Here is an 18116-nt window from a genome sequence, read left to right on the forward strand (position 1 = left end):
GTTCGCTTTTCTGAGGCCTGGTGACCCGGCGCTCCTATGCCGGAGGCGCCGCCGGTACGACCGCCCTCCGCGGCCATCCATGGCCCGGCCGGGCGCCCGCCGCTGCCACGCCCGCCTTACGGTTTAAAAACCCTTAACCCCCGCACAAGCTTGTCCCGCGATAGTCCGGCCGAAGTCTCATGAGGTTAGGGGTCCTCTATGGTCGTCGTCGGGCGCGAACAGGCGCAACAGATCATGGCAAACCTGAGCGCGCTCGGGCCGCGGAAGCTGGCCGCGCTCGGGATCATCGGCGCGCTCGTCGTGGCGATCATCGGCCTCGGTGCCTACTATCTCAGCCGGCCGGACATGGAGACGCTCTATTCCGGCCTCGAGCGGGCGGACGTGACGCAGATCGGCGCGGCACTGACCGAAGCGGGCATCCCGTTCGACGTCTCCTCCGACGGCGCCTCGGTGCTGACGCCCTTCTCGCAGACCGCCAACGCCCGGGCGCTGCTCGCCGAAAACGGCCTGCCGCGGTCGGAGAAGGCGGGGTACGAGCTGTTCGACGAGCTCGGCTCGATCGGCCTCACCTCCTTCATGCAGGAGGTGACGCGGGTGCGCGCTCTCGAGGGCGAGATCGCGCGCACGATCCAGAGCATGCAGGGCATCCGCGCGGCGCGCGTCCACATCGTGCTCGCCGACGAGGGTTCCTTCCGGCGCGAGCGCCAGAAGCCGTCGGCCAGCGTCGTCATCCGCACCGACAACGGCACCGACGGCGCCTCCGAGGCGCAGGCGATTCGCCATCTCGTTGCCGCCGCCATTCCCGACATGACGCCGGACGAGGTGACGATCCTGTCCTCTGACGGCACGCTGCTGGCCTCCGGCGACGATTCCGTCGCGGCCGCGCCGACCAAGGTGTTCGGCATCGAGAAGACGGTCTCGAGCGGCATCGAGGATTCGATCCGGCGCACCCTTGCGCCTTATCTCGGCGTCGGCAACTTCCAGACCAGCGTCATCGCCAAGCTCAACACCGACCGCAAGCAGATCGACGAGAAGATCTTCGATCCGGACGGCCGGGTGGAGCGCTCCACGCGCACGGTGAAGGAGAACCAGAAGTCGGCGAACTCGACGACGCAGGACGCGACCACCGTCAACCAGAACATTCCTCAGGAGGCGAACAACAACGGTTCCGGCAAGAACGAGAACCAGGAGAGCGAGCGCCGCGAGGAGCTGACCAACTACGAGATCAACGAGAAGACGGTCCAGACGGTCAGCAACGGCTATCAGGTGGAGCGCCTGAGCGTCGCCGTGGTCGTCAACCGCGAGCGGGTCGCGCAGACCATCGGCGACAACGCCACGGAGGCGCAGATCGACGAGGCGATGCAGAAGATCCAGGCGCTGGTCGCCTCGGCCGCCGGATATCAGCCCGACCGCGGCGACCAGCTGCAGGTCACGGCGGTCGACTTCGCCACCAGTGCCACGGACCTCGAGCCCGTCCCGTCGGCCGGCTTCGGCGAGATGTTCATGCGCCAGTCCGGCACGCTGATCAACGCGCTGACCGCCCTCGTGGTCGCGGTCCTCCTGATCTGGTTCGGCCTGAAGCCGGCGATCCGGGCGATCACCGCAGCCCCGGCCGAGAGCGCGATGGCCGGCTTCGGCTCCGACGATCCGATCGAGCTCGCCAATGCCGGCTTCGGCGAGGGCGATGGCGAGGCCGGGGAGGGCGATCCGGAACTGTCCAACGATCTTGCGGCCAACCTCCTGGCGGGCCTCAACTTCGACGGGCCGAACGTGGTCGGGGACGCCTTCGGCGAGCCGCAGACCGACGATCTCCTCGACGAACTCAACCGCAGCAAGTCGAACTCGCCGCAGGCGCGCCTCGAGAAGCTCATCGACTTCGATGAGCAGCAAGCGGCCCAGATCCTGAAGCAGTGGATTCACCAGAAGGAAGCGGCATGAGCGCGATTCCTCTCGCCCAGTACCTGTCCGAGTTCGACGACCGCAAGGTCAAGGCCCAGCGCGATGGCAGGCACCGGCCTGCAAAGGCCGAGCAGCCGGTCTTCGAGCGCCTGGTGTCGGCCGAGCCGGAATGGACGCCGCCGTTCGATCTGGCGGCCGACGAGGATGAGGACGGCTTTGCGGCCGAACTCCTGACGGTCGAGATGGCCGAGGAGATCACGCCGCCCGAGCCTGCCGTCGATCTCGAGGCGGTGCGCGAAGCGGCATTCTGCGACGGGCGCGAGTCGATGCGCGCCGAGATGGAGGCGGTCTTCAAGGAGACGCTGGCGGCCGAGCAGGCCAAGCAGGCGGCCGCCATCGAAGCGGCCGTCGCGGCTGCGCGGCAGACGTGGGTGAGCGACGAGACGGCCCATCTCGCCGAGGTCTTCAGCCAGGGGCTCAGCCAGCTGGAGGACAGCGTGAAGGCGGCCGTCTCGACCGTGCTTCGGCCGGTCGCCACGGGAGCCCGGCGCCGCCAGACTGTCAGCGAACTCGTCGACGCCGTCGGCACGATGACGCTCGACGGCAAGGCCTTCCGCATCGTCGCCCGCGGACCGCAGGACTTCCTCGCGGACTTCGCCGAAAAGCTCGGTGATCGCAAGGAATTGGTGACGTTCGAAACCGAAGATGGCGGCGACGAAATCCGCATCGCCGCCGACAAGACCGTCATCGAAACCCGCCTGTCGGCTTGGCGCCGCGCGCTTGAAGAGGCCCTGTCGTGAGCGCAGATCCGCACGATCGGCAAGAGATCATCATCGTCAAGCGCCACGGTGACCACGAAGAGGCGCACCACGGTGGCGTCTGGAAGATCGCCTTCGCCGACTTCATGACGGCGATGATGGCCTTCTTCCTGGTGATGTGGCTGACCAACTCGTCGGACGACGCGACCAAGAAGCAGATCGCGCAGTACTTCAACCCGATCAAGCTGAACGATTCGACCCCCTCGGCGCGCGGTCTGAACGACGGCAATTCCGGTGCGAGCCTGCCGATCCCGGACCGCGACCAGGGCAAGGTGAAGACCGACGGCGTGCCTGGCGGCAAGCCGATCGCCGGTCCGGAAAGCGGCGGCGAGCAGGAGGCCGTCTTCACCGACCCCTACGCCGTGCTGGCCGAGATCGCCGCGGAAGGCGGACCGGGAATCGACGACGAACGCAAGCAGCCGGGCGTTCCGGACGGCAGCGGTCTTCCCGGCCTCAACGGCGGCGAAGCCTATCGCGACCCGTTCGACCCGACGTCCTGGCAGCTCGCGCCGAACGCCGTCGAAAGCGGTGGCAAGATCGACAACTCGGCCCCGCCGGAGTTCAAGACCACCGTCCAGAAGATCGTCGACGGTTCCGGCGACAAGCCTGACCGCGGCGACGGCACGACGGCCGACGCCGGCAAGGGCGACGGCAAGACCCCTGATGCCGGGAAGGGCGAGGGGAAGAGTGCCGACGCCGGCAAGGGTGACGGAAAGAGCGCCGAGAAGGCGATGAGCGACGCCGAAAAGCTGAAGCAGGAGATCGACCAGAAGATCGCCTCGCTCGCGCCCAACCTGCCCTCGCAGGTCCAGGTGAAGGCCGGGGACGGCGGAGTGAGCATCTCGCTCGCCGACAACCTGACCTCTGGCATGTTCCAGATCGGCTCGTCCAAGCCGACCAAGGAGGCCATCGAGATGATGCAACGCATCGCCGGGGTCCTGGCCGAGCGCACGGGCGAAATCACCATCCGCGGCCATACCGACGCACGTCCCTATCGCGGCGAGGAGTACGACAACTGGCAGCTGTCGACCGCCCGTGCGCACATGGCCTTCTACATGCTGGTGCGCGGCGGCCTCGACGAGACGCGGGTCAAGGCGATCGAGGGCATGGCGGACCGCGATCCGCTCGACAAGAGCGATCCGGAAGCCGCCGCCAACCGTCGTATCGAGATCTTCCTCACCGAGCCAAAGGCATGACACGTCTGAAGTTCTGGCTGCTGACGAGCGTCGTTCTGGCGCTCCCCGCCGTTGGCGCGCGCGCCGAGGCGCCCGTCGCCGGTCACGCGCCCACGGCGGCGTCGGAGGATCACGTGCCGTCGGCGGGCCATGCCGCGCAAACCGCGACGGAGCCTCATGGCGAGGCAGACGCGGCGGCCTCGCACGATCAGCCCTCGCTGGCAGAGACTCCGCCGGCCGAGGCGTCGACGGATCCGCACGCGGGTGCCGGGGCCGAGCCCGCTCCGGACATGGCGGTCGATGCCGATCAGGTGAATGCCGCATGGAGCGCCGGACCCGAGGATCTGGTCAACCCCGAACCCGAACCGTCTGCGACGACGCCGGGAGGCGAACCCCATGCCGCGGCGCCGGTGGCCGGCGAGGGCGCCAGCGCCCATGATGGCGCCGCATCGATCGAGACGAGCGAGCAGCGCACCATCGACGTCCATCCGATCGACATCGCGCCGTCAAACACTCCCCCGGGGCTTCCGGCCGCCGACGGGCATGGCGACGCTCCGCACGATGGCGGGCATGCCGAAGGCGCGGCCGACGGGCATGGCGCGGCTGACGCCGGCGCGACGGACCACGGGGGCGACGCCGGTGCGCATGACGCGGCCCAGTGGCCGACGACGCGTTCGCCGATGCCGTTCGAGATCGTCCGCTCGATCGAATTCCTGCAGGACCAGGTGGCGCGCGGCAATGGCCAGGCGATCCGGGTCCAGGCGGGCCTGCTGCGCCGGTTCGCGCCGGTGCTGATGGCCGCGCCCCCGGAAACCTGGCACGATCCGCGCAATGTCCGGGCCGCGGCCATGTTCGTCCTCAGCGGCGGACCGCCCGCCGTGCTGCGTGGCATCCTCGGCGGGACGGTCGTGCACGATCACGACCGCACGCTCCTGGAAGGTGCACTCGCCTATGTCGAGAACCGCACGGCGCAGGCCAAGGATAAGCTCGGTCATCTCGACCTGCGCGACACCGAGCCGCTCCTGGCCGCCCAGCTCAGCCTGGTGCTCGGCCAGATCGACCAGAACGACGACCCGAAGTCGGCGATGACCCATCTCGACCGCGCGCGGCTTCTGGCGCCGGGCGGGCTGATCGAAGAGGCGGCGCTGCGCCTGGAGGTGCTGATCGCCGAAAAGGTCGGCGACACCGACAAGGCCGACGACCTCGCCCGGCAGTACTTCGACCGCTACGCCCGCTCGGCCTACGCAGCCAATTTCCGGGCCCGCTTCGCCGCCGTCTATGCCGGCCGGCCACAGGGCACCGAGAAGGACGTCGTGGCCAAGATGATGGACCTGACGGCGGGCCTGACGCGCGAAGAACAGCTGTCGCTGTTCCTCGCCGTCTCCCGCCGGGCGCTGGTGATGGGCAACCTTCAGCTGTCTGGCGAGACGGCCGCGCAGGCGCTGACCTACGACGTCGCGTCGCCCGAGGATCGCCAGCGCGCGCTGCTCTACTCGGTCGCCTCGACCCTGACCTCACGCAGCTTCGCCGATGCCAGCGCGACCCTGAACGCCATCGATCCAGCCCTGCTCCACCCTGCCGATCTACAACTGCGCAGCGCAGCCTACTCCATCCTGGACGAGATGCGCCGGCCTGCCGAACTCGCGGTGAACGACGACGGGCGGGGAAGCGCGATCTCCAGCAAGATCGCCTCCGATCCCGTCGCCTCCCGCGCCCAGCAGTTGCTGAACGAAGTATCGAACGATCTCAAGGCGGCTTCTCAATGAACGTAGCGGTTGGAGCGGCGGCCCCGGGCCTGGACGCGGCAGAGCCCGTCGATGCGCGGAGCGCCAAGCACAACAGGCAGGCGATCTCCCATGCCTTCGATTCCGCCTATGGCGACACCCTGCGGGAGGCCGGCGAGCTGAAGTCCAAGCGGCAGAAGCCGGGCGAAGGCCACGCGGACGACACGGCCTCCGAGGGCACGCAGTCGAAGTCCTTCCGCCATCGCCTGGCGCAACTTATCGATCATGCGCAGTCTTCTCCGGCGGATCAGAAGGAGGAGACGCCGGCAACGGACCCTACCTCGGCCGGCGTCGTCGTTCCGATGGCCGCTGTCTCGCTCGATGCAGCGGCGGCCGCCGCGGCCGAGCAGGCGAAGCAACTCGGCGCTGCACAAGGGGCGTCGACGGGCGAGGTTGAGCCCAGCGGCGCGATGCCGCTTCCGAGCGAGGCGCTCGACGATCTCGCGATCCCGGCCGACCGACTCGCCCGCCTCATGCAGAACGCGGAGCCCGACGCACAGTCGGCGGCGCGTCTGCGGGTCGACGTCGTACGGATGACGACGCATTTCGAGCCGACGGCCGACCAGGCGGTGGTGCTCGAGAACGCCGGGTCGAACCGACGGGACGCGCTCGGCGATCCGACGTCGGCCGTCTCCGATCCCGAGACGAACGCGATGCAGAAGGTTCTGGCATCGCTGTCGCGCGACGGCGTCGCCGGCCGCGGCTCGAAGGACGCGCTGCCGGCGGGCCACGCGAAGGCGACCGGGTCCCTCGCCGGCGCGACCGGCGTCGAAACGCCGGGAGTGGACGGGCCGGTGCAGAATGCCGCCGGCAAGGACGCGGGATCGAACGATGGTGAGCGCAGTCGCGGCGAGCGCTTCCAGCGGCCGCTCGACGGCGGACCCTCAGGCACCGAGCGTCTTGCCGCGGGCGACAAGCCGAAGTCGGCCACCGCGGGTGACGTGCCGGATCCCGCACCGCAGCCGGGTGCCGTGACGGGCCAGGTTGCCGGCAAGATCATCGCCGCTCTCGGCGACGCGGCCCCGAGCCAGCAGCCGCAGCAGACGCAGGCCGGAGCGAACTTCACCCTGCGTGCAGGCGGCGCGGCCCTGAAGACGATGACCATCCAGCTCCAGCCGGAAAACCTCGGCACCGTCGACGTGTCGATGCGCCTCGTGGACGGCAACCTCTCCGTCGAGCTCTCTGCGAGCGTCGCCGAGACCGCGAGCAAGCTTGCGGCAGACAAGGAAGGGCTGCGCAAGCTTCTGTCGCACGCAGGCTTCCATCTCGACGACGCGGCCGTGACGGTCGTTGCGCGTGACGCGAGCCAGATGCGCACCGCCGCATCGACGGCAAGCGACGGCGGCGGCCAAGCACAGTCCGGCTCGAACGGCGGCGGCGACCCGCAGTTCTCCTCGCACCCGGAGAGCTCGCAGGGCCGCTCGTCCGGGCAGTCCCGCCAGCAGAGCCCGCAGTCGGCCTCACGCACCGCCGACGATCGGTCGACCCCGTCCGGATCCGTCTTCCTTTGACCTTCGGCGCGGCCGTCGTGCCGCGCCCCACGCCTGCATGGGAATAAGCAGCGCAGGCTCCGTAGCGTCGAGCGATGCGGCAGGGGTGCCGCGGCGCCGCCCGGACCCGGGAACGACCTGCGCCGCCCCATCCTCCGATCGCCCACCTGCATCCTGACGCGGAAGCCGTTCGTGCGGCCGCGCATCGCTCCGGCCAACGCCACCGTCGCGTCTTCGCGGCAAGCCGCCGGCGAGGTGTCTTCATCTTCAGGACTGTATTCCAGTCGTTATAGGGTCCCGCCTGCCGCACTCGGCGAACAGGTCCGGCGCGTGTCGGACCACCGGCGAATCGCGATTCGCCGGAACAAAATGAGTACGGACAAGCCCGTGGGTGTCGCCTAGCTGTCGCGAAGCCGGTGCGTGCCTGACCAGATCGACGAATCTTCCATGATTTTCATCACGTTGAGCACGTCGGCCACGGAATTTAACGTTTCACTAAAATTGAGGATATCCACCGGAATCCGACGCCTGTAGGTATTAACCATAAATAAAAAGCGGGTCCGGAGGGGTGTTATGATCGTTGTTGTTGATAATCGTGAGCTGGTTACCAGTGGTTATCAGTCTCTGTTTGGTCGTGAGGGCGTGTCTGCTGCTGGATTTGGAGCAGAAGAGTTCCGTTCTTGGGTCGAGACTGCGCCGGAGAGCGACATCTCTGCCGTCGAGGCGTTCCTTCTCGGTGACTTCGACGAGCGTGCCGTGGCTCCTCGTCTGATCCGCAGCCGCACCAAGGCGCCGATGATCGCTCTGAGCGAAGGCCGCAACCTCGACGGTACGCTCGATCTCTTCGCCGCCGGCGTCGACGACGTCGTCGCCAAGCCGGTGCACGTCAAGGAAATCCTCGCCCGCATCGGCGCCATCCGCCGCCGCGAGACCCCGGACACCGGACGCACCACCGTCGGCGAGATCAGCGTCTATTCCGATGGCCGCGACGCCGAGATCGGCGGCGAGACGATGCCGCTGCCGCGCCGCGAGCGCCGGATCCTCGAATACCTGGTTGCCAACCGCGGCCGCCGCGTCACCAAGCAGCAGCTGTTCAGCGCGATCTACGGCATCTTCGACGAGAACGTCGAAGAGAACGTCATCGAGAGCCACATCTCGAAGCTGCGCAAGAAGCTGAAGATGCGCCTCGGCTACGACCCGGTCTCCTCCAAGCGCTACCTGGGCTACGGAATCGGCGTCGCCTGAGCGGCGATCCGCTAAAGGTTAATAATAAGTAAAAGACCCGCCCTTTAAGATAGAAGGGCGGGTCTTTTTGATCTCGACTGCCGCTTTATCTTCCTGCGCCTAATTCAATCAGGTACGCGCAAGGCTCGACACCTAATTTCCCCGCACGGCTTCCTCGCTGTCATGGAAATTGAGGTCATCGATGAGCATCTACGGTATCATGCGGACCAGCGTGTCTGGAATGAACGCGCAGGCCAACCGGCTCAGCGCCGTTTCGGACAACATCGCCAACTCCAATACGGATGGCTACAAGCGGGCGCAGACCGAGTTCTCAACGATGGTGCTCCCGTCGGGCAGCGGCGCCTACAATTCCGGCGTCGTCGAAACGCAGACCCGGAACCTGATCACCCAGCAGGGTGGCCTTTCCTACACGACCTCAACCACCGACCTGGCGATCAACGGCAACGGCTTCATGGTCGTGTCCGACTCCAACGGCGGCACCTACATGACCCGCGCCGGCTCCTTCGTGAAGGATGCGAACGGCAACCTCGTGAACGCCGGCGGCTATACGCTGATGGGCTACCCGCTGCCTTACGGCGACACCGTCGGCGTCGCGAACGGCTTCGCCGGCCTGCAGCCTGTCAACCTGTCGACCACCCAGCTGGTCGCCAAGCCGACGACGGAAGGTACGCTGTCGGTGAACCTGCCCCGCGGCGCCACCACCGGTGGAACCGCGGCCTCGATCAGCGCCGGCGTCTTCGACCCGTCGAGCGCCAGCGCCGGCGACACCGTCACCTTCGACATCTCGCTGAACGGCGCTGCGGCGAAGACCGTCTCCGTCGTTCTGAGCGACAGCGCCGTCGCCAGCCCGTCGGCCTTCCAGACGCTCCTGCAGAAGTCGCTCGACTCGACCTTCGGCACCAACGCCGTCGTCGCCGGTGTCGACACCGGCAGCAAGGCGATCAGCTTCAAGACCGGCGACACCGGCTCGCAGGCCTCGATCCAGCTCTCGGGCATCACCCACACCGACGGTGACGGCGTCACGACCAGCAAGCTCGGACTCGGCGCGGCAACGAGCGCCACGGCGGCTTCCGGCGACTTCGCCAGTGTCTCGATCGGCACGTTCGATCCTTCCTCCAAGAGCATCGGCGACAGGCTCACCTTCCCGATCTCCATCGACGGCGCTGCTGCCATCAACGTCACCGTGACGCTGACCGCCGCCAACACCGCCTCGGCCTCCGCCTTCAAGTCGGCGCTGCAGAGTGCGATCACCGCCACCTCCGGCCTTACGGACGTGAAGGTCGGCCTGTCCGGCAACGACTTCCGCATCTCGCTCGGCACGGCCTCCGACGGCGCCACGAACAGAACCATCGGGCTCGGCACCATCGTCGCGGCCGACGGCGACGGAACGGCCACCTCGGCGCTGGGCCTGACGACGGCCGCCCTGTCGACCGGCGCAGACCGCGTGCCGCCCTCGGCGAACACCGCCGCCTCGACCTACACCAACAAGACCTCGCTGGTGACCTACGACGACTACGGCAGCCCGGTCACCATCGACGTCTACATGACGAAGGTCGGCGACAACCAGTGGGAGATGACCGCCTACAACCGCGCCGATGCCGACGGTGGAACGGGCGAGTTCCCCTATTCGAACCCGGCGCTGACGACGCAGACGCTCACCTTCGATTCGGCTGGAAAGCTGACCTCCGGCGGCGTCCTCGCCTTCACGGTACCAGGTGGCCAGGAGACGACCCTCGACATCTCGTCGATCACCCAGCTCGGTGCCGACTTCACGGTCATGGACGCAGGCGCCAACGGCAATCCGCCGAGCGACATCGACCGGGTCCAGGTCTCGTCCGACGGCATCGTCAGCGCGGTCTTCGCGAACGGCTCGACGCTGAACCTGTTCAAAATCCCGCTCGCCATGGTCGAGAGCCCCGACCTCATGCGCACGATCTCGGGCAACGTCTTCCAGGCCACGACCGAGTCGGGTGCGGTGATGATGGGCTTCGGCGGCGAGGGCGGCATGGGCTCGCTGGTGTCGGGCGCGGTGGAACTCTCCACCGTCGATCTCGCCTCCGAACTCACCGAGATGATCGAGGCGCAGCGCGGCTACACCGCAAACTCCAAGGCGTTCCAGACGGGCGCCGACATCCTCGACGTGCTCGTCAACCTGAAGCGCTGATCCGGCGCCGCATCACGCAATAGGGGTTCAACATGTCGCTCACTTCCGCTCTCGACAGCGCGAAGTCGTCCCTTGCGGCCAGTGCGGCGCAGACGGCCATCGTTTCGCGCAACGTCCAGAACGTCAACACGCCGGGGACCACACGCAAGTACGCGCAGGTCACCTCGACGGCCTATGGTGGCGTCCAGGTCAACTCGGTTGCCCGTTCGCAGAACCAGGCCCTGTTCCGCAACCAGCTGAACGCCACGTCGGCCTCGAACGCCTGGACGTCCATCAACGACGCCCTGACGCAGTTGCAGCAGACCGTCGGGGACACCGCGGACGAGGCCTCGCCGGCGGCCAGGCTCGGCTCCCTCAAGGACGCGCTGACGGCCTATGCCGTCAGCCCGGGCAGCAGCGATCTGGCCCGCGCGGCCGTGCAGGCGGCGCAGAACCTCAGCACCAGCCTGAACGAGGCGTCGGCGGTCGTCCAGACCGTGCGACAGGACGCGGACACCGGCATCTCCAATGCCGTCGACCAGATGAATTCGCTGCTCGCCCAGTTCAAGAGCCTCAACGACAAGGTGGTGAACGGCACCACCGCCGGGCTCGACGTGACCGACTATGTCGACCAGCGCGATCAGGTCGCCTCCCAGCTGTCGCAGTATGTCGGCGTGTCGATGAAGACGCGCGGGAACAACGACGCGGTGCTCTACACCGACAGCGGCGTGACGCTGTTCGAGACGGTGCCGCGCGGTGTCAGCTTCACCAAGACGGCCCCGCTCGTGCCCGGCCAGGACGGCAACGCGGTGACCATCGACGGCGTCCAGGTGACAGGCGCGCAGGCGACGATGCCCATCCAGAGCGGCTCGATCTTCGGCCTGATGCAGGTGCGCGACGACATCGCCACCACGTACCAGAGCCAGATCGACCAGATCGCCGCCGGGCTGATCGATGCGACCAGCGAGGTCGACGCCTCCGGCAACACGATCAGCGGCCTGTTTGCCTCCAATCTCGCCGGCGAGACGGCCGCCAACTACAGCGTCACCGGGCTCGCCGGGCGCATCATGGTGCCCCAGAGCCTGTTCAGCAATCCGACGCCGCTGCGTGACGGCGTCAACGGTCAGTACAACACCGACAATGCCGCAGGCTTTGCGGACCGCATCAACTCGATCCTCGACGCGCTCGGCCAGACGCGCACCTATGACGGCGCCGCCGGCATCGAGACCTCGGCCTCACTGTCCAACTTTGCCGCTTCGTCCGTCGGCTGGCTCCAGGCCCAGCGCTCGAACGCCAGCGACCAGGCGGATTATCAGTCCACCGTCCTGACGCGCACGCAGGAAGCGCTCTCGGACGCGACAGGCATCAATCTCGATGAGGAACTGACCAAGCTCCTCGAACTCGAACACTCCTACCAGGCGTCCGCCAAGCTCATGAGCACGGTCGGCGAGATGCTCGACAACCTGCTCAACTCGGTGAGGTAACGCGCGATGTCCATCTCCTCCCTTTCGCTGATCTCGGCTCAGCGCTCGACCATCCTTCGGGCGCAGGAGCAGCTTCGCAAGGCCGAGGTCGAGGTGTCGAGCGGCCGCTACGCCGATGTCGGCACGACCCTCGGCGCCACCACCGGCCATTCGGTCACGCTCTATGCCGAGAGCACTAGCATCAAGGCGCAGCTGACCTCCAACACGCTCGTCACGCAGCGGCTCAGCTCGATGCAGGACGTGCTCGGCACGCTGTCCTCCTCGGCGCAGGACCTGGTGAACGCGCTGATCCAGGCCGGCGGCGACAAGACCACCGCGGACACCATCGCCACCCAGGCGAAGGCGGCGCTGGAGCAGATGAGCGGGGCGCTCAACACCACCGTCAACGGCATCGCGCTGTTCTCCGGCACGAACACCGACACCTCGCCCATCGACACCTCGGCGGCGGCGAAGACGGCGCTGGCGGACAACGCGACGGACGCCCTCGACACCTGGCGTGCCAACAAGCTGGACGCCGACCCGGCCAACGACGACTTCCAGGCGATCCTGGCGGCCAACTTCGACACGGTCTGGCGCGGCAACGTCTCGTCGGCCAACGACGCCACGGTCGAGAACCGCATCACGCCGAGCGAGACCATCACCGTGTCCTCGAGCGCCAACAGCGACGGCTTCCAGCGCCTCGCACGCGCCTATTCGATGCTGAGCACGCTGGCGACCGACACGACGCTGAGCACCGACGAGCGGTCGACGCTCTACAAGACGGCGATCAACGAGCTCAATGCGGGACAACAGGCTGTCACAAGCCTGCAGACCGATATTGGTCTGCGACAGGACCGGGTCGATTCGGCGAACACTCGTCTGCAAAGCAAGCAGACGGTGATCAAGGCGTCGATCTCGAGCCTCGAAGACGTCGATCCCTACGAGGCTTCGACACGTGTGACCATGCTGACCACGCAGCTCGAAGCCGCGTATTCGATGACCTCGCAGCTCAAGGATCTCAGTCTCCTCAACTATCTCTGATCTTTCCGCCGACACCCGTCGCCTTCCGCCCAGACGCTCGGATGAAAAAACAATATGTATCAATTCTCCTACTCGGAAGTACTGCACGACAACTGCCTCGACGCCCGCGAGCGTGAACGGCAGGCTCTCGACCGCTGCATCGAGCTGATGCAGCGGGCCGAGCGGAGCGGTCCCCGCTCGCGCGACACCATCGAGGCGGTCCACCTGACCCGTCAGCTGTGGACCTTCTTCATCGACGACCTCGGGAACACGGAGAACAGTCTGCCGGAGAAGCTGCGCGCCGATCTCATCTCGATCGGGGTGTGGACGCTGAAGGAAGTGGAAGCCATCCGGATCGGCAAATCGAGCAACTGGCGCGCCGTCATCGACATCTGCACGGCCGTCCGCGACGGGTTGAACTGACCATGTCCACGCTTCGCATATCGCTGCGAGCCGGCGAACGGATCTTCGTCAACGGGGCGGTGATGCGCGTCGACCGAAAGACGTCGATCGAGTTCCTGAACGACGTCGCCTTCCTGCTGGAGGGCCACGTCCTGCAGGCCTCCGAAGCCAAGACGCCGCTGCGCCAGCTCTACTTCATCGTGCAGATGATCCTGATCGACCCCGCCAATGCGGCGGTGGCCAAGGAGATGTTCGCACGCTCCAGGGAGCTTCTCCTCGGCTCGTTCAAGACCCCCGAGATCCTCGCGGGCCTTGAGGACATCGACGACATGGTGGGCCGCAACCGGCCCTTCGACGCCCTCAAGCGCCTTCGCAGCCTGATCCCGCTCGAGGACGCCATCATGGGCAGCGTGCCCGATCGGCACGAGACGGCGATCGAACTCGAAACGCCACGCATCGCAGCGCAAGGAGCACGCTGATGTCCGTCGATTCCGTCAACGGCAGCACGCCGACCACGAACACCAATCCCACATCAGCGACGAAGTCCGACGCGGCCAGCGCCTCGCTCGACTACGACGCCTTCCTGAACCTGCTCGTCGCGCAGATGAAGTATCAGGATCCGCTGAACCCCATGGACTCCTCGGAGTACATGTCGCAGTTCGCGACCTTCTCGAACGTCGAGCAGGCGATCAAGACCAACACCAAGCTCGATTCGCTCCTCAACGTCTCGGCGTTGACGCAGGCCGGCTCGGTGATCGGCCTGACCGCGACCTCCGGCGACGGCAGCGTCACCGGCACGGTGACGGCGGTGAAGATCACCAGCGACGGCGCGACGGCCATCCTCAACAACGGCAAGACGCTCGTTCTCGACAGCGGCGTCGAGATCGCCTACCCGACCACCGCGAGCTGACCGAGATGAACCAGGCTGATGCCATCGACATCGTCCAGAAGGCGATCTGGACGATCGTCGCCGCCAGCGGTCCGGCTGTCGGCGCCGCCATGCTGGTCGGTATCCTGATCGCGCTGTTCCAGGCGCTGACGCAGATCCAGGAGGTCACGCTGACCTTCGTCCCCAAGATCCTCGCGATCTTCGTGGTCATCGGCCTCACCGCGTCCTTCACCGGCGCGCAGGTCTGGGCCTTCACCCAGGAATCCTACGCCCGCATCGAGAAGGGCTTCTGATCCCCATACGGGTCGCCACGCGGCACCGATCGGCGGCCGGGACGCGCAAGCGTTCCGGCCGTTCGCGTTCGAGGCGAAAGCCAGGCGCAATCTTCGCCTGCGATCAAGCGCAGGAACGGTCCCGCCGTCCGGCCGCGTCGCCATGGGCGAAGCGGCAAGCGGGGAGGGCGGCGACCGGCCAACGGACATGACGTCCCGGGAGATGCCGAATGACCGTCGACACGCTGAAGCTCGCTCCGCCCACGGCACCCGCCGCACGGAGCAGCCGCGACATCGGGTTCGCCGTCGCGGTGGTGGGCATTCTCTGCGTCCTCTTCGTCCCGATCCCGTCCTTCCTGATCGACATGGGCCTCGCGCTGTCGATCTCGCTGTCCGTGCTGATCCTGATGGTCTCGCTCTGGATCGAGAAGCCGCTGCAGTTCTCGGCCTTTCCGACGGTGCTGCTGCTGGCGACCATGCTGCGCCTGTCGCTGAACATCGCCACGACCCGCGTCATCCTTGCGAACGGCAACGAGGGGCACAACGCGGCGGGCCACGTGATCGGCGGCTTCTCGCAGTTCGTGATGGGTGGCGACTTCGTCATCGGCCTCGTCGTCTTCGTCATCCTCATCACCGTCAACTTCCTCGTCATCACCAAGGGTGCGACGCGTATCGCCGAGGTCGGCGCCCGCTTCACCCTCGATGCCATCCCGGGCAAGCAGATGGCGATCGACGCCGACCTGTCGGCCGGCCTCATCGACGAGCGCCAGGCTCAGGCCCGCCGCGCCGAGCTGGAGGAGGAGAGCTCCTTCTTCGGCTCGATGGACGGTGCGTCGAAGTTCGTCCGCGGCGACGCGATCGCCGGCCTGATCATCACCGCCGTCAACATCTTCGGCGGCATCATCATCGGCATCACCCGGCACGGCATGGACCCGTCCAAGGCCGCCGACGTGTTCGTCAAGCTCTCGGTCGGCGACGGTCTCGTCACGCAGATCCCGGCGCTGATCGTCTCGCTGGCCGCCGGCCTCCTCGTCTCCAAGGGCGGCACGCGCGGTGCCGCCCAGTCGGCCGTCATGGGCCAGCTCGGCAGCTTCCCGCGCGCCCTCTGGGTCGCCGCGGCGCTGATGGCGATCCTGTCGCTGCTGCCGGGGCTGCCGATGCTGCCCTTCGTGATGCTGGCGATCCTGTTTTCCTTCGTCGCCTACACGGTGCCGCGCCAGCGGGCCGAGGCGGAGCGCCAGCGCGAGATCAAGCAGGCCGCCGAGGAGGAGAAGACCAAGGAGGCCGAGCGCGTCTCGGTGAAGGAGTCGCTGCGCATCGTGGAGATCGAGCTGGTGCTCGGCAAGCAGATGTCGGCGCACCTGATGATGCAGCGCGACGAACTCGCCCACCGCGTCCAGAAGATGCGCCGCCGCTTTGCCGCCCGCTACGGCTTCGTGGTGCCGGAGATCAAGCTGTCGGACGACCTCGCCATCGACACCAAGTCCTACGAGATCAAGATCCACGGCACGATGGTGGCCTCGCAGCAGCTTCGCCTCGGCGACCTGCTGGTCGTGCTCGGCGAAGCCAAGGCGCCGGACGTCCCGCACGAGCTCACCAAGGAGCCGGCCTTCGGCCTGCGTTCGGCCTGGGTTTCGCAGAGCTTCGCCTCCGAGGTCCGCCGCTCCGGCTTTGAGCCGGTGGACACCCTGTCGATCCTCCTGACCCACCTGTCGGAAGTGATTCGCAACAACCTCGCGCAGCTCCTGTCCTACAAGGACATGCGCTCGCTGATCGATCGCCTCGACGCCGAATACAAGCGGCTGATCGAGGAGGTCATCCCGACCCACATGTCCTACTCCGGGCTGCAGGCGGTGCTGAAGCTGCTGCTCGCCGAGCGCGTGTCGATCCGCAACCTGAACCTGATCCTGGAGGCGATCGCGGAAATTGCGCCGCATGTGCGCCGGTCCGAGCCGATCGTGGAGCACGTGCGCATGCGCATGGCGCAGCAGATCTGCGGCGACCTTCTGCAGAACGGCGCGCTCAGCGTGCTGCGCCTCGGCAACCGCTGGGATCTCGCCTTCCACCAGTCGTTGAAGCGCGACGCCAAGGGCGACGTCGTGGAGTTCGACATCGACCCACGCCTCGTCGAGGAGTTCGCAGCCGACGCGAGCAGGGTGATCCGCTCCAAGATGGATCAGGGCGAGACCTTCGTCCTCGTCGCGGCGCCGGAAGCCCGCCCGTATGTCCGCATGATGATCGAGCGCATCTTCGTCAACCTGCCGGTGCTCTCGCACCTGGAGATCGCGCGCGGCGTCGAGATCAAGGCGCTCGGATCGATATCATGACCCCGGAGATGTCCGACCAGGTTCTGGGCGTCTTCCTGATCTTCTGCCGGGTGGGCTCGTGCCTGATGCTGCTGCCCGGCCTGTCCTCGGCGCGCATTCCGCTGCAGGTCCGCCTGTTCCTGGCCTTCGCCATCTCGCTGGCTCTGTCGCCGGCACTGCTCGAGATCCTGCTGCCGCTGGTGCGCACGGCGGACGACGCGACCAAGCTGTCGCTGATCCTGACCGAGGTGCTGAACGGGCTCTTCATCGGCCTGCTCGGCCGGATCTTCATGATTGCGCTGCAGTTCGCCGGCCATGTCATCGCCCAGGCGATCGGCATGGGCCAGCTGATCGGCACGCCGATGGAGGATTCCGATCCCGCGCCGGCGCTGGTGACACTCGTCACCATGACGGCGACGACGCTGATCTTCATCCTCAACCTGCACGCCGAGATCGCCCGCGCGCTCGTCGCCTCCTACTCGGCCATGCCCCCGCTGGCCGGCTTCTCGGTCCGCCCGAGCCTCGTCGCCATGACCGACAACCTCGACGAGGCCTTCCTTCTCTGCCTTCGCATCTCGAGCCCCTTCGTGCTCTACGCGGTCATCGTCAACTTCGCGATCGGCCTCGCCAACAAGCTGACGCCCCAGATCCCGATCTACTTCATCTCGCTGCCCTTCGTGCTCGCAGGCGGCCTGTTCATCTTCACCTACACGATCGGCGACTTCCTCACCCTGTTCATGCAGGACTTCTCGCGCTGGGTGGCGAACGGATGACGCACGACCCCAAGCGCCTCGGGCGCCTCGAACGACTCCTGAAGGTGCAGCAGCAGAAGCGCGCGCTGCAGGAGTGGCGGCTCGCGCATCTGCGCCAGGAGGGGGCGGAACTGCAGACCCGGGAGGAGGCGATCATCGCCAGCCTCGGCGACCAGTCCGGGCTGCAGGGCCTGTTCCTCGACGCCAAGGTCAAGAGCCTGAAGCGCAACGACGTCGAGAAGCAGCGCAACCGCGTCGCTCAGACGGACGCCTCGAATCGCCTCGACGCCGAGCGGCGCAAGGAGAAGCAGGTCGAGAGGGCACGTCACGACGCCGCCCGCAGCCAGGACGCTCACGGAAGCCGCGTGAGCCTCGAATCAGCGCTCGAGAGCTATCTGCAGACCACCGACGCAAGCTTCGAATAAGTCGGTCCGGCTAAGACCTTTACCAACACTGAA

16 protein-coding genes are annotated in these 18116 nt (G+C 66.9%); all 16 read left to right on the top strand.

Annotated elements, in window-relative coordinates:
- Window positions 1-234 precede the first annotated feature (234 nt).
- The 16 genes from fliF to NPA30_RS01940 all read left to right on the top strand — a co-directional run bounded on the left by fliF (window position 235) and on the right by NPA30_RS01940 (window position 18083).
- Window positions 235-1938 carry a flagellar basal-body MS-ring/collar protein FliF gene (gene fliF / locus NPA30_RS01860; protein WP_256800627.1) on the top strand — a complete coding sequence of 568 codons (1704 nt, stop codon included), beginning with the start codon at window positions 235-237 and terminating at the stop codon, window positions 1936-1938.
- Complete coding sequence (locus NPA30_RS01865; protein WP_256800629.1) at window positions 1935-2699, top strand: hypothetical protein; 765 nt, start codon at window positions 1935-1937, stop codon at window positions 2697-2699. Before fliF ends, NPA30_RS01865 begins: the two co-directional genes overlap by 4 nt.
- Complete coding sequence (locus NPA30_RS01870; protein ID WP_256800630.1) at window positions 2696-3913, top strand: MotB family protein; 1218 nt, start codon at window positions 2696-2698, stop codon at window positions 3911-3913. Before NPA30_RS01865 ends, NPA30_RS01870 begins: the two co-directional genes overlap by 4 nt.
- Window positions 3910-5658 (top strand): hypothetical protein, encoded by a 1749-nt coding sequence (locus NPA30_RS01875; RefSeq protein ID WP_256800631.1) that lies wholly within the window; start codon window positions 3910-3912, stop codon window positions 5656-5658. The genes NPA30_RS01870 and NPA30_RS01875 overlap by 4 nt, the downstream gene beginning before the upstream one ends.
- Entirely contained in the window at window positions 5655-7187 is a 1533-nt protein-coding gene (fliK, locus tag NPA30_RS01880; RefSeq protein ID WP_256800632.1) for a flagellar hook-length control protein FliK, read from the top strand. The genes NPA30_RS01875 and fliK overlap by 4 nt, the downstream gene beginning before the upstream one ends.
- A gap of 552 nt (window positions 7188-7739) precedes the next feature.
- Entirely contained in the window at window positions 7740-8411 is a 672-nt protein-coding gene (locus NPA30_RS01885) for a response regulator transcription factor (protein ID WP_256800633.1), read from the top strand.
- Window positions 8412-8592: 181 nt separating this feature from the next.
- Window positions 8593-10575 carry a flagellar hook-basal body complex protein gene (locus NPA30_RS19580; RefSeq protein ID WP_372338726.1) on the top strand — a complete coding sequence of 661 codons (1983 nt, stop codon included), beginning with the start codon at window positions 8593-8595 and terminating at the stop codon, window positions 10573-10575.
- Between the two features lie 32 nt (window positions 10576-10607).
- Window positions 10608-12038: a flagellar hook-associated protein FlgK gene (flgK, locus tag NPA30_RS01900; RefSeq protein ID WP_256800634.1), complete on the top strand. Its 1431-nt coding sequence runs from the start codon at window positions 10608-10610 to the stop codon at window positions 12036-12038.
- Between the two features lie 6 nt (window positions 12039-12044).
- Window positions 12045-13058, top strand: coding sequence for a flagellar hook-associated family protein (locus tag NPA30_RS01905; protein WP_256800635.1), 1014 nt, complete (start codon window positions 12045-12047; stop codon window positions 13056-13058).
- A 54-nt stretch (window positions 13059-13112) separates the two neighbouring features.
- Window positions 13113-13460: a flagellar biosynthesis regulator FlaF gene (gene flaF / locus NPA30_RS01910; RefSeq protein ID WP_256800636.1), complete on the top strand. Its 348-nt coding sequence runs from the start codon at window positions 13113-13115 to the stop codon at window positions 13458-13460.
- Window positions 13461-13462: 2 nt separating this feature from the next.
- Window positions 13463-13918, top strand: a complete 456-nt coding sequence (flbT, locus tag NPA30_RS01915) for a flagellar biosynthesis repressor FlbT (RefSeq protein ID WP_256800637.1) — start codon at window positions 13463-13465, stop codon at window positions 13916-13918.
- Complete coding sequence (gene flgD, locus NPA30_RS01920; protein ID WP_256800638.1) at window positions 13918-14349, top strand: flagellar hook assembly protein FlgD; 432 nt, start codon at window positions 13918-13920, stop codon at window positions 14347-14349. The genes flbT and flgD overlap by 1 nt, the downstream gene beginning before the upstream one ends.
- A 5-nt stretch (window positions 14350-14354) precedes the next feature.
- Window positions 14355-14621: a flagellar biosynthesis protein FliQ gene (gene fliQ / locus NPA30_RS01925; RefSeq protein WP_256800639.1), complete on the top strand. Its 267-nt coding sequence runs from the start codon at window positions 14355-14357 to the stop codon at window positions 14619-14621.
- Window positions 14622-14830: 209 nt separating this feature from the next.
- Window positions 14831-16927: a flagellar biosynthesis protein FlhA gene (gene flhA / locus NPA30_RS01930; RefSeq protein WP_256800640.1), complete on the top strand. Its 2097-nt coding sequence runs from the start codon at window positions 14831-14833 to the stop codon at window positions 16925-16927.
- Window positions 16924-17679 (top strand): flagellar biosynthetic protein FliR, encoded by a 756-nt coding sequence (locus tag NPA30_RS01935; RefSeq protein ID WP_256800641.1) that lies wholly within the window; start codon window positions 16924-16926, stop codon window positions 17677-17679. The genes flhA and NPA30_RS01935 overlap by 4 nt, the downstream gene beginning before the upstream one ends.
- A complete protein-coding gene (locus NPA30_RS01940) occupies window positions 17676-18083 on the top strand; it encodes a hypothetical protein (RefSeq protein WP_256800642.1) in 408 nt (135 codons plus the stop codon). Before NPA30_RS01935 ends, NPA30_RS01940 begins: the two co-directional genes overlap by 4 nt.
- Window positions 18084-18116 lie beyond the last annotated feature (33 nt).

The sequence above is a fragment of the Mangrovibrevibacter kandeliae genome (assembly GCF_024519155.1).
Lineage (GTDB): Bacteria > Pseudomonadota > Alphaproteobacteria > Rhizobiales > Rhizobiaceae > Mangrovibrevibacter > Mangrovibrevibacter kandeliae.